At 67.7% G+C, this 23,143-nt stretch carries 21 protein-coding genes; 12 read left to right on the top strand and 9 right to left on the bottom strand.

Going from position 1 to position 23,143, the window contains the following annotated elements; genetic code table 11:
• Positions 1-98 precede the first annotated feature (98 nt).
• The 8 genes from BMZ21_RS19310 (at position 99) to BMZ21_RS19275 (ending at position 6,160) form a co-directional block, all read left to right on the top strand.
• Positions 99-827, top strand: coding sequence for a hypothetical protein (locus BMZ21_RS19310; RefSeq protein ID WP_091837811.1), 729 nt, complete (start codon positions 99-101; stop codon positions 825-827).
• Entirely contained in the window at positions 824-1,729 is a 906-nt protein-coding gene (locus BMZ21_RS19305) for an NAD-dependent epimerase/dehydratase family protein (RefSeq protein ID WP_091837809.1), read from the top strand. The genes BMZ21_RS19310 and BMZ21_RS19305 overlap by 4 nt, the downstream gene beginning before the upstream one ends.
• A gap of 126 nt (positions 1,730-1,855) precedes the next feature.
• Complete coding sequence (locus tag BMZ21_RS19300) at positions 1,856-2,686, top strand: transporter substrate-binding domain-containing protein (RefSeq protein WP_091837806.1); 831 nt, start codon at positions 1,856-1,858, stop codon at positions 2,684-2,686.
• Positions 2,687-2,775: 89 nt separating this feature from the next.
• Positions 2,776-3,210 (top strand): type II 3-dehydroquinate dehydratase, encoded by a 435-nt coding sequence (aroQ, locus tag BMZ21_RS19295; protein WP_091837803.1) that lies wholly within the window; start codon positions 2,776-2,778, stop codon positions 3,208-3,210.
• Complete coding sequence (locus BMZ21_RS19290) at positions 3,207-4,037, top strand: aldo/keto reductase (protein WP_091837801.1); 831 nt, start codon at positions 3,207-3,209, stop codon at positions 4,035-4,037. The genes aroQ and BMZ21_RS19290 overlap by 4 nt, the downstream gene beginning before the upstream one ends.
• 27 nt (positions 4,038-4,064) lie before the next feature.
• On the top strand, positions 4,065-4,727 hold the full coding sequence (locus BMZ21_RS19285) for an amino acid ABC transporter permease (RefSeq protein WP_091837798.1): 663 nt from the start codon (positions 4,065-4,067) through the stop codon (positions 4,725-4,727).
• A gap of 10 nt (positions 4,728-4,737) precedes the next feature.
• Positions 4,738-5,382 (top strand): amino acid ABC transporter permease, encoded by a 645-nt coding sequence (locus BMZ21_RS19280; protein ID WP_091837795.1) that lies wholly within the window; start codon positions 4,738-4,740, stop codon positions 5,380-5,382.
• Positions 5,383-5,386: 4 nt separating this feature from the next.
• Positions 5,387-6,160 carry an amino acid ABC transporter ATP-binding protein gene (locus BMZ21_RS19275; RefSeq protein ID WP_091837792.1) on the top strand — a complete coding sequence of 258 codons (774 nt, stop codon included), beginning with the start codon at positions 5,387-5,389 and terminating at the stop codon, positions 6,158-6,160.
• A 26-nt stretch (positions 6,161-6,186) separates the two neighbouring features.
• Here BMZ21_RS19275 and BMZ21_RS19270 read toward each other — a convergent pair whose 3' ends face one another.
• The 9 genes from BMZ21_RS19270 to BMZ21_RS19230 all read right to left on the bottom strand — a co-directional run bounded on the left by BMZ21_RS19270 (position 6,187) and on the right by BMZ21_RS19230 (position 17,750).
• A complete protein-coding gene (locus tag BMZ21_RS19270) occupies positions 6,187-6,456 on the bottom strand; it encodes a formate dehydrogenase subunit delta (RefSeq protein WP_244543915.1) in 270 nt (89 codons plus the stop codon).
• Positions 6,453-7,298 carry a formate dehydrogenase accessory sulfurtransferase FdhD gene (gene fdhD / locus BMZ21_RS19265; RefSeq protein WP_091837789.1) on the bottom strand — a complete coding sequence of 282 codons (846 nt, stop codon included), beginning with the start codon at positions 7,296-7,298 and terminating at the stop codon, positions 6,453-6,455. The genes BMZ21_RS19270 and fdhD overlap by 4 nt, the downstream gene beginning before the upstream one ends.
• Positions 7,285-10,167 (bottom strand): formate dehydrogenase subunit alpha, encoded by a 2,883-nt coding sequence (gene fdhF / locus BMZ21_RS19260; RefSeq protein WP_091837787.1) that lies wholly within the window; start codon positions 10,165-10,167, stop codon positions 7,285-7,287. The genes fdhD and fdhF overlap by 14 nt, the downstream gene beginning before the upstream one ends.
• Positions 10,168-10,177: 10 nt before the next feature.
• Positions 10,178-11,749: a formate dehydrogenase beta subunit gene (locus BMZ21_RS19255; RefSeq protein WP_091837784.1), complete on the bottom strand. Its 1,572-nt coding sequence runs from the start codon at positions 11,747-11,749 to the stop codon at positions 10,178-10,180.
• On the bottom strand, positions 11,746-12,216 hold the full coding sequence (locus tag BMZ21_RS19250; RefSeq protein ID WP_091837781.1) for an NAD(P)H-dependent oxidoreductase subunit E: 471 nt from the start codon (positions 12,214-12,216) through the stop codon (positions 11,746-11,748). The genes BMZ21_RS19255 and BMZ21_RS19250 overlap by 4 nt, the downstream gene beginning before the upstream one ends.
• Positions 12,217-12,443: 227 nt before the next feature.
• Positions 12,444-13,358 (bottom strand): LysR family transcriptional regulator, encoded by a 915-nt coding sequence (locus tag BMZ21_RS19245; protein WP_244543914.1) that lies wholly within the window; start codon positions 13,356-13,358, stop codon positions 12,444-12,446.
• A 160-nt stretch (positions 13,359-13,518) separates the two neighbouring features.
• Complete coding sequence (locus BMZ21_RS19240) at positions 13,519-13,743, bottom strand: hypothetical protein (RefSeq protein ID WP_091837779.1); 225 nt, start codon at positions 13,741-13,743, stop codon at positions 13,519-13,521.
• Between the two features lie 255 nt (positions 13,744-13,998).
• Positions 13,999-16,629, bottom strand: a complete 2,631-nt coding sequence (locus BMZ21_RS19235; RefSeq protein ID WP_091838332.1) for an AAA family ATPase — start codon at positions 16,627-16,629, stop codon at positions 13,999-14,001.
• Positions 16,629-17,750, bottom strand: coding sequence for a metallophosphoesterase family protein (locus BMZ21_RS19230; protein ID WP_091837777.1), 1,122 nt, complete (start codon positions 17,748-17,750; stop codon positions 16,629-16,631). Before BMZ21_RS19230 ends, BMZ21_RS19235 begins: the two co-directional genes overlap by 1 nt.
• A 326-nt stretch (positions 17,751-18,076) precedes the next feature.
• On the opposite strand from BMZ21_RS19230, the gene BMZ21_RS19225 reads away from it, so the two are divergent.
• From BMZ21_RS19225 to BMZ21_RS19210, 4 genes are all read left to right on the top strand, one after another.
• A complete protein-coding gene (locus BMZ21_RS19225; protein WP_091837774.1) occupies positions 18,077-19,552 on the top strand; it encodes a sensor histidine kinase in 1,476 nt (491 codons plus the stop codon).
• Positions 19,531-20,949, top strand: a complete 1,419-nt coding sequence (locus BMZ21_RS19220; RefSeq protein ID WP_091837771.1) for a sigma-54-dependent transcriptional regulator — start codon at positions 19,531-19,533, stop codon at positions 20,947-20,949. The genes BMZ21_RS19225 and BMZ21_RS19220 overlap by 22 nt, the downstream gene beginning before the upstream one ends.
• Positions 20,950-21,048: 99 nt before the next feature.
• A complete protein-coding gene (locus BMZ21_RS19215) occupies positions 21,049-21,747 on the top strand; it encodes a hypothetical protein (protein ID WP_091837769.1) in 699 nt (232 codons plus the stop codon).
• Positions 21,748-21,853: 106 nt separating this feature from the next.
• A complete protein-coding gene (locus BMZ21_RS19210) occupies positions 21,854-23,140 on the top strand; it encodes an MFS transporter (protein WP_091837766.1) in 1,287 nt (428 codons plus the stop codon).
• Positions 23,141-23,143 lie beyond the last annotated feature (3 nt).

The raw sequence follows: 23,143 nt of genomic DNA, 5'->3' as shown, positions 1-23,143 counted from the left end.
TACTAACATTCTAGTAGGCTAGTTGTTGAGGAAACGATCCCGTTGTCAAGCCGCCGGTACAGGCCGGCTGATGGCGGGAGGCTCGAGAGACGGACGAGATGGGACTGAAAGGTTCAGCCTTCCTGGCGATCTGGCACGACATCGCCGAAGGCCAGCACGGCGAATACATCGAGTGGCATACCCGGGAGCACATGCCGGAGCGCCTTTCCGTGCCGGGCTTTCGGACCGGCAAGCGCCTGCATGCGCCGGACGCCGCCCGCTATGTCTTCGGCACGATCTATGCGGGCGATGATCTCGAGGTCTTCCGCTCGCCCGGCTATCTCGCCCGGCTGAACAATCCGACGCCGTGGACGGCGGCGGTGGCGCCGAGCTTCCAGAATTTCCTGCGGGTCGCCTGTGAGCGCGTGGCCAGTGCCGGCAATGGCGATGGCGGCAGCATGGCGACCATCCGCTTCGATTTCGCGCATGCAAAGGCCGAAGTGACGTTGAGACAGGGCGCGCGGGCGCTCGTCGATGCGATCCTGGCGCTGCCCGGGGTGTCCTGCGTCCATCTCGGCATCGCCCGCTCCGAGGTTTCGGGCGTGCGCACCCGAGAGACCGAATTGCGCAGCGCGATGGCGGAGAAGGCGTTTGACGCGGTGATCCTGGTCGAGGGCTCGCAGCGCGCCGGCCTCGAAGCGGCAGTGCCGGAGATCGAGCGCCTCGCCATCGCGACCGGTACGCTGACCGCGCCGGCGGTGGACCTCTACGAGACCGCCTTCAGCCTGACCAGCGAGGACATGCAAGGTCAGGCTTTGCAAGACGCGAACCGGCAGGTGCGGGCATGACACGCATCCTCGTCACCGGTGGCGGCGGCTTCCTCGGCGCCTGGATCCTGAAGCGCCTCGCCGAGGGCGGCCATGCCGTCAGGATCTTCGATCGCTCGACCGACCGGCGCGTGCTGCGCGAGATCGCCGGCGAGCTGGCCGAGCAGGCCGAATGGGTCCAGGGCGACATCACCGATGCTGCGGCCCTGGTCCGAGCGGCGCGCGACTGCTCCGCCATCATCCATCTCGCAGCCCTGCTGACGCCGGCCTGCAAGGCCGATCCGGTCCTCGGCGCGCAGGTCAACCTGATCGGAACGCTCAACGTCTTCGCTGCGGCCAAGGCGAACGGCATCGCGCAGGTCGCCTATGCCAGCAGCGGCGCCGTCTTCGGGCCGGATGACGGCGCAAGGCCGGAGCCGATCACCCATTACGGCGCCTTCAAGCTGGCGACCGAAGGCTGTGCGCGCGCCTATTGGCATGACGACGGCATCGCCAGCGTCGGCCTGCGCCCGACCATCGTCTACGGGCCGGGCCGGGAGATCGGGCTGACCGCCGGGCCGACGCTCGCCTGCCGTGCCGCTGCGGCCGGGCAGCCCTTCACCATCGACTATTCCGGAGCGCAGGACCTGATCTTCGTCGACGATGTCGCCGCGGCCTTCGCGGCGGCCGCGACGAAGCCGATCACCGGCGCGCACGCCTTCTCGCTGACCGGCGGTACAGCCGACGTCGCCGATGTCATCGCGGCCATCGAGGCGGACGTGCCGGGGGCACGGATCGGCTTCGACGGGCCGCCGGTGCCGATGGCGGCGAAGATCGCGCCGACCCCGTTCGAGGCGGTCCTGGGGGCGATCCCGCGGACATCGCTGCGCGAGGGCATCACCCGGACGCTGGCGCATTACCGTGCGCTCGCGCCGGCTGCTTGAGCGGGCGGAGGAGAGAGACGCAAGCCGATCAAAGAGATTGCCGTCGCGAAAACGGAGCTAGGCCACCACAAGACCAGCGCGACTGCAGGAACTGGTGACGACACGACAAACCGGAGGAGGAAAATCATGTTGGGCAAGTTTTCGCGCCGTGCCGCGCTCGCGATGGTCGCGGGTCTCGGCCTCATCGGCGCCGCATCCCAGGCGGACGCGCAGACGCTCGAGAAGATCAAGAAGGCTGGCGTCATCCGCATCGGCGTCATGGGCGAGCAGGCGCCCTGGGGCTCGATCGACGCGAGCGGCCAGAACATCGGCTATGACGTCGATGTCGGCCGGCTGATCGGCGAGGAGCTCGGCGTCAAGGTCGAGTTCGTGCCGAACGCGGTCGCTGCCCGTATCCCGAACCTCCTGACCAACAAGGTCGACCTGCAGATGGCGGTGATGGGGATGTATCCCGACCGGGCCAAGGCGGTGCAGTTCTCCAAGCCCTATTCCGGGCTGAAGATCATCCTGCTCTCCAGCAAGAAGAACAAGATCGAGAAGATCGAGGACGCCCGCAACCTGCGCATCGGCGTGCCGCGAGGCGCCGCCCAGGACAAGGCGATCACCACGCTGCTCGGCGACGTCCCGAACATCCGCCGCTTCGACGACGACAGCTCGACCATGCAAGCGCTGGTCTCAGGCCAAGTCGACGCGATCGGCGGCAACACCACCTACAAGATCAATCTCGACAAGGCCGCGCCCGGCAACGACTTCGAGCAGAAGCTCGTCTTCAACGAGCAGTGGCAGGGCGTCACCACCAAGCTCGGCGATGCCGAGATCAACGCCTGGCTGAACGCGTTCATCGACAAGGCCACGGCCGACGGCCGGCTCGAGAAGATCAGCCAGAAATGGCTGGCGCAGCCGCTGCCGACCTTCCCGGCCGCGGTCGAGGGCGTGCCCTTCACCGTCGCCAAGTAAGGGCGGCTCAGCTCCTATACGCCAGGACAGGCATGGGCGCGGCGGTTCTCGCCGCCGCGCCGGCATCACCGCTGTCGCGGAGGACGGGAATGCGGACGATCTTCATCCTGAACGGACCGAACCTCAATCTGCTGGGGCAGCGCGAGCCCGAGATCTACGGGCATACGACGCTGGACGAGATCCGCGGCTGGTGCGAGGCCGACGCGGCCGAGCTCGGCCTTGCCGTCGAGTTCCGCCAGTCGAATTTCGAGGGCGAGATCATCGAGGCCATCCACGCGGCCCGGATCAAGGCGGCCGGGATCATCATCAATCCGGCCGGCTACAGCTTCACCTCGATCGCGATCCTCGATGCGCTCAAGATGTTCGAGCGGCCGAAGATCGAGCTGCACATCTCGAACATCCACCAGCGCGAGGCGATCTACCACCATTCGCTGGTTTCGAAGACGGCAACCGCCGTCATCGCCGGCCTCGGTGCCTACGGCTACCGGCTCGCCCTGCGGGCGATGGCGGAGATGACGCGATGACGGGCTCGACGATCAAGACGATCCAGGGCGAGGTCATCCCGGCGCTGGGGCTCGGCACCTTCGAACTGACCGGTCCGGCGGGCGAAGATGCGATCCGGACCGCGATCGACCTCGGCTACCGCCAGATCGACACCGCGATCCGCTATGGCAACGAGGTCGAAGTCGGCCGCGCGATCCGGGGCTCGGGCGTGGCGCGGGGCGAGCTCTTCGTCACCACCAAGATCTGGTTCAACGACCTCCAGCCCGACACGGTCCACCGCCGCGTCGACGAGAGCCTGGAGCGGCTCGGGCTCGACCAGGTCGACCTCCTGCTGGTCCATTGGCCGGCAAAGGATGTGCCCCTCGGCGAGACGCTGGCGGCCTTCGCCGAGGAAAAGCGCAGGGGCCGGACCCGGCTGATCGGCGTCAGCAATTTCACGGTCGCGCTGCTCGACGAGGCGCTGGACGTGCACAAGGCGGATCTCTTCTGCAACCAGGTCGAATATCACCCCTTCCTGTCGCAGCAGACCCTGCTCGCCAGGATGCGGCGGGCCGGCATGCTGCTCAACGCCTACCAGCCGATCGCGCGCGGCAAGGTCTTCGACAACGACGTGCTCAAGGCGCTCGGGCGCAAATACGGCAAGAGCGCCGGGCAGGTGACTCTGCGCTGGCTCGTCCAGCAGGACGGGGTCGGCGCGATCCCGCGCTCGGCCCGGCCGGAGAACATGCGCGCCAACCTCGACATCTTCGACTTCGAACTGTCGCCGGACGACATGGCGGCGATCCACGGGCTCGCCAGTGGCCAGCGCTATTCGCGCTTCGACTGGGAACCGGCCTGGGACGACTAAGCAAGAACAGGGGATTGGGGAGGACCGATGACACTCGATTTCAGCGTCGTGACCGGCGCCTGGCAGTCGCTGCTCCTGGGCACAGTCGGAACGCTGTTCCTGGCCTTCTCAGGCATGGCGCTCGCGATGATCATCGGCGTTCTCGGCGTGGTCATCCTGAGGATGCAACTTCGGCTGCCCTCGCTGCTGGTCAACGCCTTCATCGAGATCGTGCGCAACACGCCGTTCCTGGTGCAGATCTTCTTCCTGTTCTTCGCCCTGCCGCTCGCCGGCATCCGCCTCAACCCGACGCTGACGGCGATCCTGGCGCTCGGGGTCAATGGCGGCGCCTATGCGATCGAGATCATCCGCGGCGGCGTCGAGAGCGTGCCCAAGGGGCAGACCGAGGCGGGTCTGGCGCTCGGCCTGCACAAGCACGAGGTCTTCCGGCTGATCGTGCTGAAACCGGCGCTGCGGGCGATCTACCCGTCACTGTCGAGCCAGTTCATCCTGCTGACGCTGACTACGGCGATCTGCACCTCGATCTCGGCCTATGAACTGACCTCGGTCGGCCAGCGCATCGAGGCGGAAACCTTCCGCAGCTTCGAGGTCTATTTCACCCTGACCGGCATCTATCTGGTGATCTCGCTGGTGACGATGTGGCTGCTCGCGGCGATCGGCCGGCGCGCCTTCAGCTATCCGCAGCGTTGAGGAGGGCGGAATGGGCATCCTCGAACTCACCTATCTCCTGCAGGGCCTGCTCTGGACTCTGCTGCTGGCCGCAATCGGCTTTGCCGGCGGCATCGTCTTCGGCGTCATCGTCGCGCTGATGCGGGTCTCGGCATCGCCCTGGCTGCGGATTCCGGCGATCGGCTGGATCGGCCTGTTCCAGGGCACGCCGCTGCTGATGCAGTTGTTCGTCGCCTATTTCGGGCTGCCCCTGCTTGGTTTCGACGTCCCGGCCTGGGCCGCCGTCTCGGTGGCGCTGACGGCGCATGCCTCGGCCTTCCTCGGCGAGATCTGGCGCGGCGCGATCCAGGCGGTGCCACGCGGCCAGAGCGAGGCCGCCGATGCGCTCGGCCTGCCCGCCCGCAGCCGCATGGTCGACGTGATCATGCCGCAGGCCTTCAAATTGTCCCTGCCGGCGACCGTCGGCTTCCTCGTGCAGCTGCTCAAGGGGACTTCGCTCGCCGCGATCGTCGGCTTCATCGAGCTGACCCGGGCCGGCACGATCGTGTCCAACCAGATCTACAGGCCGTTGCTCGTCTTTGGCGTGGTCGGGGCGATGTATTTCGCCCTGTGCTGGCCGCTCTCTCTGTGGGGCCGCAAGCTCGAGCAGAAGATGGCGGCCGCGACGGCGAAATGAGGGGATGACCGTGACCGAGCCCAACAGCGCCAGAAATGCCACCGCTCCGATGATCGAGATGCGGCATGTCGAGAAGTTCTATGGCCCCTTCCATGCCCTCAAGGACGTCAATCTCACCGTGGCCAAGGGCGAGAAGATCGTGCTCTGCGGCCCTTCGGGCTCGGGCAAGTCGACGCTGATCCGCTGCATCAATCACCTGGAATCGATCAAGAGCGGCGAGATCACCGTCGCCGGCCACCGGCTCAGCGACAGCCAGAAGGCGGTCGACGCGGTGCGCCGCGAGGTCGGCATGGTCTTCCAGCAGTTCAACCTGTTCCCGCACAAGACCGTGCTGGAGAACTGCATCCTGGCGCCGATGCGGGTGCGTGGTCTTTCTCGCGCCGAGGCGGAAGCGACGGGGCGGAAGTATCTGGAGCGGGTCCGGATCGGCGACCAGGCGGCGAAATACCCGGCGCAGCTCTCAGGCGGCCAGCAGCAGCGCGTTGCGATCGCGCGGGCGCTGTGCATGGAACCGATGGCGATGCTGTTCGACGAGCCGACCTCGGCGCTCGACCCGGAGATGGTCAAGGAGGTCCTCGACACCATGGTCTTGCTCGCCCGCGACGGCATGACCATGATCTGCGTGACCCACGAGATGGGCTTCGCCCGGCAGGTGGCGGACCGCGTGATCTTCATGGCCGACGGCGCCATCGTCGAGGAGAACGATCCCGAGAGCTTTTTCCGGGCCCCGGCGCATGCCCGCACCCGCGCCTTCCTCGGCGAGATCCTGCATCACTGAAGTGGCCTGTGGCGTGAGTGGAAGGCTCAGGCTGCCGGCGCTGGCCTGACCTTGTCCCGCACCTGCCGCACCAGTGGCGACAGTGCTGACGCGTCCCTTTCGAAGCCGGTGCGGAACTCCTCGCGCATGCGCTTCGTCCAGAACTGGTTGATGTGGTCGGCGATCGAAGCGATGGCCTCGGCCTCGGGATAGGACTTGAAGAAATCGCCGATCTGGTTCGCCATGAAGGCGAGCTTGGCCAAATGCTCGCTGGCGTGATCCTGGGTTATCGCCTCGTTGCTCTTCATCTCGATCATCTCGCGACGCTCTCCACGCTCTCGGCGAGGCGCCCGGCGAAGACGGTCGCGGAATCGGCCCGGGCGATGCAGACCAGGGTCAGGCCGAGCGCATTCGCCCGCTCGATCGCCAGCGAGGTCGGTGCCGAGATCGAGACCAGCGCGCCGGCCCCGAAGATCGCTGCCTTCTCGACCATCTCGAAGGAGGCGCGGCTGGTGACCAGCACGAAGCCGTCACTGGCATCGTGGCCGGCGCGCAGGCGGGCGCCGATCAGCTTGTCCAGGGCGTTGTGCCGGCCGACATCCTCGCGCACCGCCAGGATCGCGCCATCGCGGTCGCACCAGGCGGCGGCATGGACCGAGCGGGTCAGGCGGTGCAGCGGTTGCTGGCGTTCGAGCGCGCCGAGCGCCGCGCCGATCGCCGCAGGCGCGATCGGTATCGCCGTCGCCGCGCGCGCTTCCGCCGTCGGCAGGTCGGCGAGCGCCTCGACGCCGCAGAGGCCGCAGGAGGTCCGACCCGAGAGGTTGCGGCGGCGGGCGAGGTGTTCGCGGAAGCGGCCGGGCGCCAGCGCGAGGCTGACGACGATGCCGTTCTGCTGCGGGGCGACAGTAATCCCTCTGATCTCGTCGACGTTGCGAACGATGCCCTCGGTCAGGCTGAAGCCGGCGACGAAATCCTCCAGGTCGGACGGCGTCGCCATCATCACCGCATAGGGCATGGTGCCATAGACGATGTTGACGGGTGCTTCGACCGCGACTTCGGCGCTCGCTGCAGTCTCGTGATCGTCCGAGCTGAAACGCACGATCCGGACCTGGACCGCGTGGCTCGCCGGCGGCTGGGCGGGCGGGCTATTCCGCGGCATCGGGCAAGCGCCCCGCGATCAGGCGCAGCGAGACATCCTGTTCGCGATTGCGCTCCTGCCATTCGGAGTAATAGTTCGTCCTGCGGACCTCGACCGCCGTGACCTTGTATTCCGGGCAGTTCGTCGCCCAGTCGGAATAGTCGGTGGTGATGACGTTGGCGCCGGTCGCGGCGTGGTGGAAGGTGGTGTAGACCACGCCCGGCTGCACCCGCTCGGTGATCTCGGCGCGCAGCGAGATGTCGCCGGAGCGACTGGCGAGCGCGACGAGATCGCCGTCCTTGATGCCGCGGCTCTCGGCGTCGAAGGGGTGGATTTCCAGCATGTCCTCGTCGTGCCAGGCCTGGTTCTGCGTCCGCCTGGTCTGCGCGCCGACATTGTATTGCGAGAGGATGCGCCCGGTGGTCAGGATCAGCGGATAGCGCGGGCCGGTGCGCTCCTGCGTCGGCACGTAGTCCGTGATCATGAACTTGCCCTTGCCGCGCACGAAGCGGTCGACATGCATCAGGGGCGTGCCGGCCGGGGCCTTGTCGTTGCAGGGCCACTGCACCGAGCCGAGCTTCTCGAGCTTGTCGTAGCTCACCCCGGCGAAGCTCGGCGTGAGCCTGGCGATCTCGTCCATGATCTCGCTGGGATGGCCATAGGCCATCTCGTAGCCGAGCGCCCGCGAGAGATCGATCGTCGCCTGCCATTCCGATTTGCCCGACAGCGGCGCCATCACCTGGCGGACGCGGTTGATGCGGCGCTCGGCATTGGTGAAGGTGCCGTCCTTCTCCAGGAAGGAGGAGCCCGGCAGGAAGACATGGGCGTATTTCGCCGTCTCGTTCAGGAACAGGTCCTGGACGACGACGCACTCCATCGCGGCGAGACCGGCGGTGACGTGCTGGGTGTTCGGGTCGGACTGGGCGATGTCCTCGCCCTGGACGTAGAGCCCCTTGAAGCTGCCGCCGACGGCCTCGTCCAGCATGTTGGGGATGCGCAGGCCCTGCTCGGCGTCGAGCGGCACGCCCCACATCATCTCGAAGACCTGCCGGGTCGCATCGTCGGCGACGTGGCGATAGCCGGTGAACTCGTGCGGGAAGGAACCCATGTCGCAGGCTCCCTGGACATTGTTCTGCCCGCGCAGCGGATTGATGCCGACGCCGTCTCGGCCGATGTTTCCGGTTGCCATGGCAAGGTTCGCCATCGCCATCACCGTGGTCGAGCCCTGGCTATGCTCGGTCACCCCGAGGCCATAATAGATCGCGCCGTTGCCGCCGGTGGCATAGAGCCGCGCCGCGGCGCGGACATCGGCCGCCGGCACGCCGGTGAACTCCTCCGTGACCTCGGGCGAATTGCGCTCGTCGGCGACGAAACGGGCCCAGAGCTCGAAATCGGCGAGGTCGCAGCGCTCGCGGACGTATGTCTCGGCGATCAGCCCTTCGGTGACCACGACATGGGACATCGCGTTGAGCAGCGCGACATTGGTGCCGGGCTTCAGTTGCAGGTGATGGTCGGCCTTGACGTGCGGCGACTTGACGAGGTCGATGCGGCGCGGGTCGGCGACGATCAGCCTGGCGCCCTGACGCAGGCGCTTCTTCATGCGCGAGGCGAAGACCGGGTGGCCGTCGGTCGGGTTGGCGCCGATGACGATGATGACGTCGGACTTGGCGACCGATTTGAAATCCTGAGTGCCTGCCGAGGTGCCGAGCGTGGTCTTCAGGCCATAGCCGGTCGGCGAATGGCAGACGCGGGCGCAGGTATCGACATTGTTGTTGCGCAAGGCGGCGCGCACCAGCTTCTGGACGAGGAAGACCTCTTCATTGGTGCAGCGCGAGGAGGTGATGGCGCCGACCGACTCGCGGCCGTACTTGGCCTGGATGCGCTTGAACTCCGAGGCGGCGTAATTGATTGCCTCCTCCCATGAGACCTCGCGCCAGGGATCGGTGATCGCGTCGCGGATCATCGGCCTGGTGATGCGGTCCTTGTGCGTCGCATAGCCCCACGCGAAGCGGCCCTTGACGCAAGAGTGGCCTTCATTCGCCTGGCCGCCCTTGTAGGGCACCATGCGCACGACGCGGTCGCCCTGCATCTCGGCCTTGAACGAGCAGCCGACGCCGCAATAGGCGCAGGTCGTCACCTTGGAATGCTCGGGCTGGCCGAGCTCGATCACCTTGTTCTCCATCAGCGTTGCAGTCGGGCAGGCCTGGACGCAGGCGCCGCAGGAGACGCATTCGGAGCCGAGGAAATCGGTCGGCCCCGCGGCGACGCGCGAGTCGAAGCCGCGGCCGGCGATCGTCAGCGCGAAGGTGCCCTGCACCTCGGCGCAAGCGCGTACGCAGCGATTGCAGACGATGCACTTGCTGGGATCATAGGTGAAATAGGGGTTGGAGGTGTCCTTGGGCAGCCAGTTCTCGTTGGCGTAGCCTTCGGAGGTCGCCGGCTTGACGTGGTTCTCGCCGTCATAGCCGTAGCGGACCTCGCGCAGGCCGACCGCGCCGGCCATGTCCTGCAGTTCGCAATCGCCATTGGCCGAGCAGGTTAGGCAGTCGAGCGGATGGTCGGAGATGTAGAGCTCCATCACGCCCTTGCGCAGGGAGGACAGGTTCTCTGACTGGGTGCGCACGACCATGCCGTCTTCGGCCGGGGTGGTGCAGGAGGACGGCGTGCCGCGCCGGCCCTCGATCTCGACCAGGCAGAGTCGGCATGAGCCGAAGGGTTCGAGCGAATCCGTGGCGCAGAGCTTGGGGATCTTGGTGCCCAGGCTCATCGCCGCCGCCATCACCGAGGTGCCAGCGGGGACCGTGATGCTCTGCCCGTCGATCGTCAGCGTCACCGTCGTCTCGGCGACCCGGATCGGCGTTCCGAAATCGATCTCCTTGGTCAGGCTCATCGCTGTTTCCTCACTCGGCCGCCAGCGGCAGCTTCGGAGCCGGCGGGCGGTCGAAATCCTCGAAGAAATGGTTGAGCGCGCTCATCACCGGCATCGGAGTGAGCCCGCCCATGGCGCAGAGCGAGGCGTCGGTCATCAGCTTGTTGAGATCGCGCAGCACGGCGAGGTTCTTCGGCCGCTCGGTTCCGGCGACGATCCTGTCGACAAGTTCGACGCCGCGCGTCGCGCCGATGCGGCAGGGCGTGCACTTGCCGCAGCTTTCCTTCGCGCAGAACTCGAAGGCGAAACGGGCTTGCTTGGCCATGTCGACGCTGTCGTCGAAGACGACGATGCCGCCATGGCCGAGCATCGCCTTGATGCCGGCGAGCGCCTCATAGTCCATCGGGGTGTCGAGCTGCTTCTCGGTCAGGTACGCGCCGAGCGGGCCGCCGACCTGCACGGCGCGGATCGGCCGGCCCGACAGCGTGCCGCCGCCCATGTCCTCGATGATCTCGCGCAGCGGGATGCCGAAGGCGAGCTCGATCAGTCCGCCGCGCCTGACGTTGCCGCCGAGCTGGACCGGCAGCGTGCCGCGCGAGCGGCCCATGCCGTAATCGGCGTAGGCCTTGGCGCCGTGGGTCAGGATCCAGGGCACGGCGGCGAAGGAGAGCACGTTGTTGACGAGGGTCGGCTGGCCGAACAGGCCCTGCAGAGCCGGGATCGGCGGCTTGGCCCGGACGATGGCGCGCTTGCCTTCCAGGCTCTCCAGCAGCGAGGTCTCCTCGCCGCAGATATAGGCGCCGGCGCCCAGTCTGACCTCGAGTTCGAAGGCCCTGCCGGACCCGAGCACGGATAGGCCGAGCAGGCCGGCATTGCGCGCCCTCAGGATCGCCCGCTGCAGCACCTTGTGGGCGTGCGGATATTCCGAGCGCAGATAGATGTAGCCCTTGGTGGCACCGACCGCGATCGCGGCGATCGCCATGCCCTCGATCAGCAGGAAGGGATCGCCTTCGATCAGCATACGGTCGGCGAAGGTGCCGCTGTCGCCTTCATCGGCATTGCAGACAATGTATTTCTGCTCCGCCCTGGCGTCGTGGACGGTCTTCCACTTGATCCCGGTCGGGAAGCCGGCGCCGCCGCGGCCGCGCAGGCCGGACTCCCGGACTTCCTCGACGATCGCGGCGCCGGTAAGCGAGAGCGCCTTCTCAAGGCCCTTCAGCCCATCATGGGCGCGATAATCGGCGAGCGAGAGCGGGTCGGTGACACCGACCCGGGCGAAGGTCAGGCGCTGCTGGCGCTTCAGCCAGTCGAGCTCCTCCGCCTGGCCGAGGCGCAAGGCGTGCGCGCTGCCGGTCTGGAAGCCGGCCTCGAACAGGCCGATGATGTCTCTGGCCGCGACCGGGCCATAAGCGATCCGCCCCTCTGAGGTCTCGACCTCGACCATCGGCTCAAGCCAGAGCATGCCGCGCGAGCCGTTGCGGATGAGCTCGATGGCGATGCCGCGCGCCTCAGCCTCCTTCGCGATAGCCTGCGCCACGCCTTCCGCACCGACCGAGAGGGCGGCAGCGTCGACGGGCACGAAGATACGAATCGCCTCGCTCATTGCCGGGCTCCACAGAGCGCCGCGACGCTGTTGGCATCGACCCGGCCGATCAGCTCGCCCTCGACCAGGGCGGAGGGGCCGAGCGCGCAGTTGCCGAGGCAATAGACGGTCTCGACCACCGCGTCCTGGCTGCGGGCGTGAGCATCGACGACGATGCCGTGGTCGCGCGCCAGGTCCTGTGCAAGCGTTTCGCAGCCGAGCGCCTGGCAGGCTTCGGCCCGGCAGAGCTTGACGATCCGGCGCGGCGGCGGGGCGGTGCGGAAGTCGTGATAGAAGGAGATGGTGCCGTGCACATCGGCCCGCGACAGGTTGAGCGCGTCGGCGATCAGCGGCACGGCCTTGGGATCGACATAGCCGAACTCGTCCTGCAGCGCATGCAGGATCGGCAAGGCCGCTCCTTCGAGATGCGAAAGCCCTGCGATGATCAGGCGAGCGCCATCTTCGTCCCAGGCCGGGTATGCCGCCATGTCTCCTCCATCTTCAGCCCGTTCGGCTCTCGATTGGAGGAATTGGACCTGAAGCTTGGAACAGGTTCAAATCGTTTGTTCCAACCGTACGATAGGTAAAGTCTATCAAAAATGACGGGCGCGTGGATGGGATCGGATGAGCATAGCGCGATCTGGCCGATAAGCATCGATTATCGCGTGTCTTTGCGATGCGCAAAAAGCCTACGCTGCGCTGCGATAGGGCAGGGCTATCGTACGATCGGCCGCCTCGGGAGCGCGGCCTCGGCGACCGGGCGCGTCATCATCAGCAGGTTGCGCGCCAGCGGTGCGAAAGGCTGCCGGTCGGCGACAATGAGGCCGATCGTGCGCTGCGCCGCCGGCTCGACCAAAGGCAGCGCCTTGGTGCCGATCGGCACGCCGAAGAATTCGAGCAGCTGGATCGAGACGATACTGGAAACGCCCTGGATGCCGGCATGGGAGCAGAGGTTGAAGATCGAATTGGTCTCGATCGCCGGCCGCGGCGCCGCCCCGACCGAGCGGAAGATGCCGTCGATGATGCGCCGGTTCTGCATGTCGGTGGTGAGCAGGCAGAGCTTGAGCTCGGCCGCTTCCGCCCAGGTGATGGTGTCACGTTGGCCGAATTCGCCGTCCTCGCGCGTCAGCAGCACGTAGGATTCCAGATAGATCGGCTTGGAGATCACCCGGTCGAGCGGTTCGTTGTCGAGATAGGTCAGGCCGACATCGAGCTCGAAATCGTCGATGCGCTGCTGGATCTCGGCCGAGGTCAGCGACAGCACCGTGAGCGACACTTCGGGATAGCGCGAGGAGAACGGCGCGGTGATGTGCGCGATCATGGGCAGGGCGGTCGGGATCGCGCCGAGCCGGATGCGGCCGCTGATGCCCTCGCGCAGCTCCGCGATCGACTCCTTCATCATGTCGGCCTCGGCGAGGATGCGCCGGGCATGGGCGAGCACCGCCTCGCCCTCCTTGGTCAGCCCTTGGAAGCGCCGGCCGCGTTCGACGATCAGCACGCCGAGCTCTTCCTCGAGCTGGACGATCGCGGCCGAGAGCGTCGGTTGCGAGACATGGCAGGCCTCGGCCGCCTTGCGGAAGTGTTTTTCACGCGCGAGCGCGTCGAGATAGACGAGCTGGCGGATGATCATGGCCGCATCTCAGGCGTTTCCATGGACAGGCGCCGGCTCCGGTTCGACTCTCGCTCCATGTGGCGCGCTGCGCGCAGTCTTCCCAGATTTCCGGGATTTCCGATAGGCACGACGAAAAGGGGCCGCTGTTGCGGCCCCTTTCCAGTGCATGCCCCGGCGCTCAGTTGTGATGCGGCAAGACGCCGGCACCGCGGCCCGGCTGGCTTTCCACGTCCTTGAAGTGCCCGTGATAGGCGAGGTACTGCGCCTGCTCGGCAAGAGCTCGCTGGTTCTGGGCCTGCTCGTGCACGATGCTCTCGGCCCCGAGCTCGGTGGCATAGGCCATGGAGCTTGCTCCCGAAAGCAGAAGCGCCGCCGCGAGGGCGACAATCTTGCGCGAAAGCATGGCAATCTCCTGTGTGATCGAGTCGCCCGTGCGATGAGCTAGTCACCGTCCGACGGTTTCCAACGGCCCTGCGACACGTAAGGGCTCACATTCCCGTTACGCTCTCAAAGTTGGCTTCGGGCCATGCTTGGCAGGCGCATCTCTCAGGCCATCGCCTTTGGTCTCACCTGGTTCGCCACCATCGGCGCCGCTCGCGTGGCCATACCCTTGAAGACGGGGGCGAGCTGCGGTTCTGACGTGGCTCGTCGCCCGAGATCAATGCTCGGGCTGCCACGGCTCCATACGCAGAACGCGGCCACCCAGCCGGGCAAAGGCGCGCTGGCGACAGGAGAAGACGATGACCTGCTGGGCACTGGCCTGGCGATGCAGCGCGTCGAACATCTTCTCGATGCGATCATCGTCGGAATAGACCAGCGCGTCGTCGAGGATGACGGGCGTCGGCTGGCCGCCCTTGGCGAGCAGCCGGGCGAAGGCCAGCCGCGTCAGGATCGCGAGCTGTTCGCGCATGCCGCCGCTGAGGACGCCGACCTGTTCGTCGAGGCCGTTGCGTAGCACCGAGCGGGGCAGCAGCGTGTCCTCGTCGAAGGTGACGCTGGCATCGTCGAACAGCAGGCCGAGGAGCGGACACAGCTCCTGCAGCACCGGCGCGAAATAATGGTCGCGCGCCTGCGAGCGCGCGGCTTCGAGTGCACCGCGCAGCCGGGTCAGGATAGCGACCTCGCGGGCGAGCACGGCAGTGCGCCGCTGCGCCTGCGCGAGCCTGTCGCGGGTTTCCTGCCAGGCCTCCTCGATCGCGGTCTCAGTGCGGGTCTGGATGCGGCCATCGAGGCCCGCCGCCTCCTCGCGCAGGCGGGTGATCTCCTCGCGCGCCGCGTCCATGACCGAGCGCAGGCGCAGCTGGCGGGCTTCTGCCGCCGCAAGGTCGATCCTGCGCGCCGCGAGCTCCTCGACCTGCCGCTGCGCCGCCCGCCAGGCGAGGTTCGTCTCGGCATGCTCCGCGGCAAGGCGCTCCTCGCGCCCGCGCCATTGCGTCTCCGGACCCAGGCTCTCGGCGAGCGCGGCAAGGGCGGAGGACAATCCGGCGGCATGGCGTTCCGCCTCGACCAGAGCGGAGGCCGAGGTCTCGGTCCGGGCCTGCGCGGCTCGGGCCGCCTCGCGCACGGCGCCGACGCGCGCTTCGACGGTCCCAAGCTGCCGGCTTGCCGCGTCCAGATCAGCGGGCACTTCGTCCGCGCTGGCCGCTTCGGCCTCCAGGCGCGCGATCTGTTCCTGCAAGGCTGCGAGCCCGCCGGGCGCGAACAGCTGGAGGCGCCGGCGCGCCAGGTCGAGATCGGCCTTGAGGTCGCGCGCCTGCACCTCGCGCTGACGCGCTGCGGCGAGACTGTCGACCTGAAGCTCATCGAGCAGTGTTTTCCGCTTGGCCTTCGCGCGGGCGAGGCTGCGGTCGTCTTCCTCGGCCTGCGGCGCCGTCACGGTCAGGCGGCCGATCGCGGCGATCTCGATCTGCGTCGTGCCGGCAAGTGGCCGCTCCTCGGCCTGCGCCAGCATCACGCCCGCGATCGAGATCCCGCCTTCGGCGCCGGCGGCGTAGTCGATGCGCAGATGCGGTGCCCGCGCCTCGGCCCTGGCCTGCAACTGCAGGAGCTGGCCGTCGATCTCTTCCAGCTCGGCAATCTTGCCGGCAGGCAGGATGAGACTCTTGAGGGTCGCCTCCATGCGCTCAATCTGCTCGCGGGTCGCCTGCGCCTCGCGCTCGCTGTCGCGGGCCGTGGCCAGCCGGCGCGCCGCCTCCTGCGCGCGCAAGGCCCGCTCCAGGCGGGCGAGCAGGTCGCGCTGCTCGCGCTCCTCGCGTTCGGCGCTCTCGACCGCAGTCGCCGCCTCGCGCACAACGCCGGCGGCACCCTGATGGCGGGCGCGGGCGGCGTCACGCTCCTGCGCGGCGCCGGCTTCGGCGTCGCGAAGGCTGGCAAAGCGGGCGAGCGCCTGCCGAAAGCCGCTCAGGGCCTGCTCGGCAGAGACGCGCCGGTTCAGCGCCAGGGCGGCCTTGCTTTCAGCCGCCTTCAGCGATTCAGCCTGGGCCTTGGCGGCGGACAGCTCCGCCTCGGCCTCCGCGAGCGCAGCCTGGCGTTCCCGCGCCATCTCGGGCGTGTCGATCTCGGCGAGCCGCACCCGGATCGTGCGGCGCCGGTCGAGGGCCGCGCGCAGATCGGCGACCTCGGCGCCAAGGCGGCGCTCCTGTTCCGCCAATTGCTCGCTCTCGTCGATGGCGCTGGCGTAGGGACCGCCGGTCTTGGGCCTGCCGGTCGCCGTCACCAGCCGCAGCAGCTCTTCCTCGCAGGCGGCGAGGGCTTCGGTCATGCGCCGCCCGCCGGTCAGCGCCTCGACCTCGCCCTGGACCGAGGTCAGCACGGTTTCCCGTGCGCGCCTCTCCGTCTCGTCCTCGGCCTTGGCGCGCCGCTCGATGCCGGTCACGCCCTGTCGGACCCAGAGCAGGCCAGCCGGCCCGCTGATGCCGCCCTTCACCAGAGCGGAGATGAAGCGCTCGGCCTCGTCCGCCTGCGCGATCAGGCGGCCGCTGTCACGCTCGCGGACCTGGGCGCGGCGGCCGCCATAGAACTGCTTCGTCAGCCGGAAGGCGCCATCGGCGGTGGTGAGGTCCGCCTCGACCAGCGGGTTGCCGCCGCTATAGGGCCGCAGCGCCTGGACAGAGCCCGGCGTGCCGGTATGCGGCTGGAAGAACAGCGCGTGCAAAGCGTCGAAGCAGGTCGACTTGCCGTGTTCGTTGGCGGCGCAGAGCACGTTGATGCCGTCGCCGATGTTCTCGATGCGCACGCCGGTGCCGGCGAAGCGGCGCACATTGTGCAGGCGCAGGGCGGTCAGCTTCATCAGGACGCCGTCGCGCAATAGGAGAACAGGCGCATCAGCGCCTCGCGCGCCACCTCGCGCTCACCGGAGGAGCGGCCGTCGTCCCGGCTCTCTGCGAGCAGCATGTCGGCCGCCTGCCGCAAGGCGCCGGCATGGTCGATCTGGTCGAGATCCTCGCTCTCGCATTCCGTGACCAGCTCCTGCGCCTCCAGCTGCAGCAGGGCGAATTCGGGCGCAATCGCCTTGATATCGGCTTCCAGCCGAGCCCGCGCCGGCGGTCGCGTCCGGCCGGTCGCGAGGATGCGAAGGAGTGTCTGGCGCCGCGCAGGACCGGCCGGCAACAACGCCGCCAGATGCGCGCCGGGCTCGTCGCCCGCCAGGCAGTCGAGCACGAGCGTGCGCCAGTCGAAGGATCCGGTCTCGATGGGCTCGACCACGGGCTCGGTTCCCGCCGCTGGAATCGTGACCAGCAGGGCACGGCCCGAGGCGTCGTGCTTGAACCGGTCCGGCTCCGGCGCGCCGCTGTACCAAGTGCGCGGTCCGATCCGCATCTGGCCGTGCCAATCGCCGAGGGCGAGATAGTCGAGACCGGCGCGGGTCGCCCGGTCGGGAGCGATGACGTCGCCGGCGCCGCCATCTTCCGAAAAGCTCTGCACGGCGCCGTGGGCGAACCCGATCCTGATCGTGCCCGGCGGCGTCGCTGCCCCGTCCAGCCATTCGGTGAGGTCGCGACCCGGCCGGCGCGTCGTGCAGGGCGCCGGCAGGAGGACGACGTCGTCGGCGAGCCGGACAGGAGCCGGCTCGGTCGCGAGGACGACGTTGGCGGGCCGCGATGTCGCCAGGCCGGCCCAGAGTGCTTCCGCGGCGAGCGAATCGTGATTGCCGGGCAGCAGGATCCAGCGAACGCCGTCATGCCCTGCCATGGCAGCCAGCGCCTGGCGAAGCACGGCCGGGCTCGGCGTTTCCGTGTCGAACACGTCGCCGGCCAGCAGAATCGTCTCCGCCGCTGCAGTGCGAGCCTGGGCAGCCAGCCGGTCGAGCACGGTGTGGCGGGCCTCGCGCAGCCGCCCGCGCAGCTCGTCCGGCATCGAACCGAACGGCTTGCCGAGATGCAGGTCGGCGCTGTGAAGGAAACGGACCATCCGACGTGGTCTACCTGCCGCTTCCGGCCGTGACCAGATGCCGGCTGCCCGCCTCGCTCTGGACCGGGCCGATCGATGAAGCCGGGAGCTCGATCACGCCACAGATTCGCCACATCGGCAACGATCTGGGTTTAACTGAAGCGACGCACATGGCCCAATCGAGGACACTTGCATAATCGCTATCTGCTTTGAGAGGGTAGGCCGCTCTTGCGGCGCGCACAGTTGCGCAGCACTTATCGTCAGGCACCGCCTGTTTCGGCCGGCTGCCGTCCGACGATCTCGAGGCTCGACCATGCTCCCCCCGGCGTTGGCCGCAGGCCGATGAGATGCTGACGTCCCTGCGCTCCCTGTTGATCGGGCTTTGGCTTTTGATCGTCCTCTCGGCGGGCGCGACCGGCTTTCTGTTCGTCTCGTTCTATCGGGAGACGGCGAGCGTCCAAGCCGGGCGTGCGCAGGATAGACTGGCCTCGGCCTGCCGCGGCATCGCCGATCGCTACACGTTCTTTGCGTCCGGCTGGCGCGGGCCTTGGCCGAGGCGGACCGACGAGGAGCTGCGCCAACAGTTGACCAATGTCGTCCAGCTTGCGCTGGCCCACTCGCCTGAGATCGAGGGTGGCATCTGGCGCGAGGCTGAGGGCTCGCTCGGCTATGCCTTCCCGACCTACGAAGGAACGGGCCCGAAGACCGACCTGCCGGCGGCGGAGCAACCGACGATCGGCGAGGTCAATGCCGCGGCTGCGACCGCCGGCAAGCCGGCTATGGTCGAACGGCGGGGACGTTCGCAGATCCTGCTGCTGCATGCATGCCCGCTCGGAGGAGCGACCGATACAGGACTGACCGGCTGGACGATGACGCGTATCGCGGCCGGCGCGGAGCCGGCCTATAACCGGCTGATGATCGGTTTCGCGGTTCTCGCAGCAACCGTGCTGGGCTCCGCGCTCTGGCTGGGCTGGCTCCTGGTCGCGTGGTCGCGGCGGATCGCCCGGCTTGAGGCCGACCTTGCAGCCGGTCATGACGCTGATCTTCCCCACCTCTCACCGACGGGCTTGCCTGAACTCGACCGCCTCGTGCATGCGCTCAACGCCAGCGGCGAGAGGCTGTCCGAGGCGCGGCGACGAGCCGCGGGAGCCGAGCGGCTGGCGGCGGTCGGGCGCCTCGTCGCCGGCGTCGCTCACGAGGTCAGGAACCCTGTGGCGGCCATGCGACTCAAGGCTGAAAACGCGCTCGCCGCGGCTGACGAGCAGCGCCGTATCTCCGCACTCGGATTTATTCTCGACCAGATCGCCAGGCTCGATCGCCTGTTGCGCGATCTCCTGACGATGAGCCAGCCGCGCGAACCCAAGGCGGAGACTGTCGACCTCGCGCGCTTCCTCGCCGGAATTGTCGTCGCCTTCGGCGATCGTGCGGACGCAAGTCAGGTGAGCTTGATCGATCGTTTGGACCCGGCTGCCGGCGTCGGATCACCGCCCTCCTTCGATGCGGGCGAAATTGGCCGAATCGTCGAGAATCTCGTCGGCAATGCTTTGCGCCATACGCCAGCCGGGGGCAGAGTGGAGCTCAGTGCAACGAGGCGCGGCGAGAACCTCGTGATCGCCGTGCGCGATGATGGCCCCGGCGTGCCGTCTCAGATCCGCGAGCGCCTGTTCGAGCCCTTCGTGACCGGGCACCCGGAAGGGACGGGCCTCGGCCTCGCCATCGCGCGCGAGATCGCCGGCGTTCATCACGCCACCTTGCGCCTGCTGCCCTCCGATCGAGGAGCCCATTTCGAGATTGAGCTGCCATGGCGCCATCGACCATCCTGATCATCGACGACGAGGCCGGCCTGCGGGAGAGCCTTGAAGAGACGGTGCGCGATCTCGGTTACGACGCCGCGATGGCCGCATCCGGGCGAACCGGCCTTGATCGCCTGCGCGGCGAGGCGATCGACGCGGTCCTGCTCGATCTGCGCCTGGGCGGCGACATGGACGGCCTTGCGGTTCTCAAGGCCATCCGCGCCCTCCCGGTGCCACCTCCGGTGACGATCCTGACTGCCTATGCGACGGCGGAAAACACTATCGAGGCGATCAGGCTTGGCGCCTTCGACCATCTCACCAAGCCGATCGGCCGAGCCGAACTCGCCGATAATCTGACGCGGATGCTCGCATTGCGGGCGATGGAACAGACGGCTCCGGTGGCTGCGGAGGATGCGCAGCTTGCCTCCCGCTTTACCCCGATCGGGTTGAGCGAGCCGATGCGGATGGTGCAAAAGGCCATCGGACTGGCTGCCGACAGCGACACCACCGTCCTCGTCATCGGTGAGACCGGCACCGGCAAGGAGCTCGTCGCACGGGCGCTGCACGAATACAGCAGGCGCAAGCCTGAGCCGTTCATTGCCGTCAACTGCGCCGCCATCCCATCCGACCTGCTCGAATCCGAGTTGTTCGGGCATGTGAAGGGCGCGTTTACCGGTGCGTCAGCCGATCGAAACGGCGCGTTCCGCGATGCGGACGGCGGCACGCTCTTCCTCGACGAGATCGGCGACATGCCGCCTGCCATGCAAGCCAAGATCCTTCGGGTGCTGCAGGACAAGATCGTCACGCCGGTCGGGGGGCGTCCGGTCCAGGTTGATGTCCGCATCGTCGCGGCCACGCATCGCAAGCTGCCAGAGCGCGTCGCGCAGGGCCTCTTCCGCGAAGACCTCTACTACCGGCTGAACGTGCTGACGATCCCGCTCGCTCCCCTGCGCGAACGGCTCGCCGACATCGTGCCGCTCGCCGAGCATTTCCTGCGCCTGGCAGCGCGTCCGGGTGAACGTCCGAAACGGATGACCGGGGCGCTTGCGGCGCATCTGCTCTCCCGCCCCTGGCCGGGAAACATCCGGGAGCTCAAGAACGCAATCGACCGCGCCGTGGTCCTGGCGCGAGGCGATACGCTCGACGTTGCGGATATGGGTGATGCCGGCATCGAGACGGAACCCGACGTCCCGCCTGCCGGATGGCTCGACGGAGACCTGCCCACCGCAGTGGCCAGGCTGGAAACCGAGATGATCCGTCGCGCACTTCAGACCTGCGCGGGAAACCGGACCGAGGCCGCGCGGCGCCTCGGCATCAACCGGCAGCTCCTCTACACCAAGATCGAGCGCTACGGCCTCGACGCCGGCGAGGCGTCCGGATCCATGACGGGTGCCGTCAGGAATGCAGACAGCCGCGAGATCGGCTGACCAGGCAAGCCTTTGAAATATAAAGACCTGCATGTTGGCACGCTGGTTGCGGATGACGTCTCATCCCGCCGGGTACCCGGCACAACAGCAGGTGAGATCATGACGAACAGAGCTCGCTCGACAGTCGCCACCCTTCTGTTGCTGGGAGGTACAGCGCTCGGGGCCGCTACAGTCTTTGCCCAGGCCCGTGGTGGCCTGATCTATGACGCTTCCCAGCTTCCGCAAACCAAAGGCGTCGTGAAGCAGTACACGCTCAGCCCGCGCGGCGAGATCGATGGGCTGCTGCTCGCCGACGGAACCGAGGTCAAGCTGCCGCCGCATCTATCCACCCCGACGGCTTTCGCGCTGCGGCCGGGCGATGCGGTCACCGTCCGCGGCCTGAAGGCGCGGGCTCTGCCGCTGATCGACGCCGTCTCGGTTACCAACGATGCGACCGGCGCGGTGGTGCTCGACCAAGGCGGCCCGGAGGAACGCTCTGTCGCCGCCGAGGTCATGACGAGCAAGATCGTGGCCGTGCTGCACGGCAAGCGCGGCGAGGTCAACGGGGCGGTTCTCGATAACGGCGTTCAACTGCGGCTGCCGCCGCATGAGGCCGAGCGCTTCGCCGACCTGCTCAAGCAGGATCAGACGATCTCGGTTCGCGGTGAAAGCATGAAGAGCCCGCTCGGCATCGTGATCGAGGCGACCGCGCTCGGTGCCACGCCGGATCGCCTGGCGCAGCTCGACACGCGCCGCCCCAAGCCGCCGCGCCCAGATGATCGCGCTCCGCCCCCGCCGCCTCCCGGACCGCGCGGCTGACCCAAACAAGCCGAGCCGTGTCCGGACCCTTCTTTAGGCCTGGACGCGGATTTGCCCGCCGAACGCCCGCCCGGGCTGCATCTCTTTTCCCGCAGCGAGTCGACACATGGCCGCAAAATCACATGATCGCGCCCCGTCTCGGCGGGCGCTTCTCGGTCTGGATGCACTCAATTTCTTCCTCGCCGACGTACGTGACGGGCTCGGGCCCTATCTCGCCATCTATCTGATCGCGGTGCGTGGCCCGGAGCAGGGCTGGAACGAGGCGACGGTCGGCCTCGTCATGAGCATCGCCGGCATCGTGGGCCTGCTTGCCCAGACCCCGGCCGGAGCGTTCATCGACAGGGGCCGCCACAAGCCGGCGATCGTGATCGCCTCCGCAGCCGCGGTGACACTGTCGTGCCTGGCGCTGCCCTTCATCGGCAATTTCTATCTGGTCGTCGGCACGCAATCGGTCGCCGCCATTGCGGGCGCGATCTTCCCGCCGGCGCTGGCGGCGATCACGCTCGGCCTGGTCGGGCCGAAGATGTTCTCCAAGCGCATCGGCCGCAACGAGGCCTTCAACCATCTCGGCAATGCCGCCTCGGCCGCGATCGCGGGGGCGACCGCCTATTTCTTCGGGCCGATCGTGGTGTTCTGGCTCATGGCCGTGCTCGCGGTTTTCAGCATCGGCGCCATGCTGATGGTGCCGGAGAAGGAGATCGACGACGACCTCGCGCGCGGGCTTGAGGAGGCCGTCGACGACGAGAAGCCGTCCGGCCTCAAGGCCCTGCTGCAGAACCGCCATCTGATGCTGTTCGCACTGCTTTGCGCGATCTTCCATCTCTCCAATGCCGCAATGCTGCCCTCAGTCGGCCAATTGCTGACCCGCGTCGTCGGCAAGGAGCAGGCGACTTCGCTGATCGCGATCTGCATCGTGGCCGCCCAATGCGTCATGGTGCCGATGGCGATCATCGTCGGCGCCAAGGTCGATGCCTGGGGCCGCAAGCCGATCTTCCTTCTCGCCTTCGGCGTGTTGGCGCTGCGTGGCGCGCTCTACGTCGTCTCGGACAACCCGTTCTGGCTGGTGGCCGTTCAGGCGCTCGACGGCGTCGGCGCCGGCATCTTCGGCGCGCTGTTCCCGATTGTCGTGGCTGACCTGACGAGAGGCACCGGCCGCTTCAACGTCTCGCAAGGTGCGGTGGCGACAGTCCAGGGCGTCGGTGCCTCGATCTCCACCTCGTTGGCGGGCGTGATCATCGTGACAGCCGGTTACTCCGCCGCTTTCGTTACGCTCGCAACGATCGCGGCCGTCGGCCTCATTCTCTATCTCTTTGCCATGCCGGAGACCCGCGGTTACGTGCCGCCAACCGACGGCGCCCGCCAGAGGCCGGTGCCGAGCGCGAGAATGGCCTGATCC

It is taken from the genome of Allobosea lupini (assembly GCF_900109525.1).
GTDB classification, from domain to species: Bacteria; Pseudomonadota; Alphaproteobacteria; order Rhizobiales; family Beijerinckiaceae; genus Allobosea; species Allobosea lupini.
The sequence above is the reverse complement of the archived record's forward strand: the minus strand, read 5'-3'. Positions and strand labels throughout refer to the sequence as shown.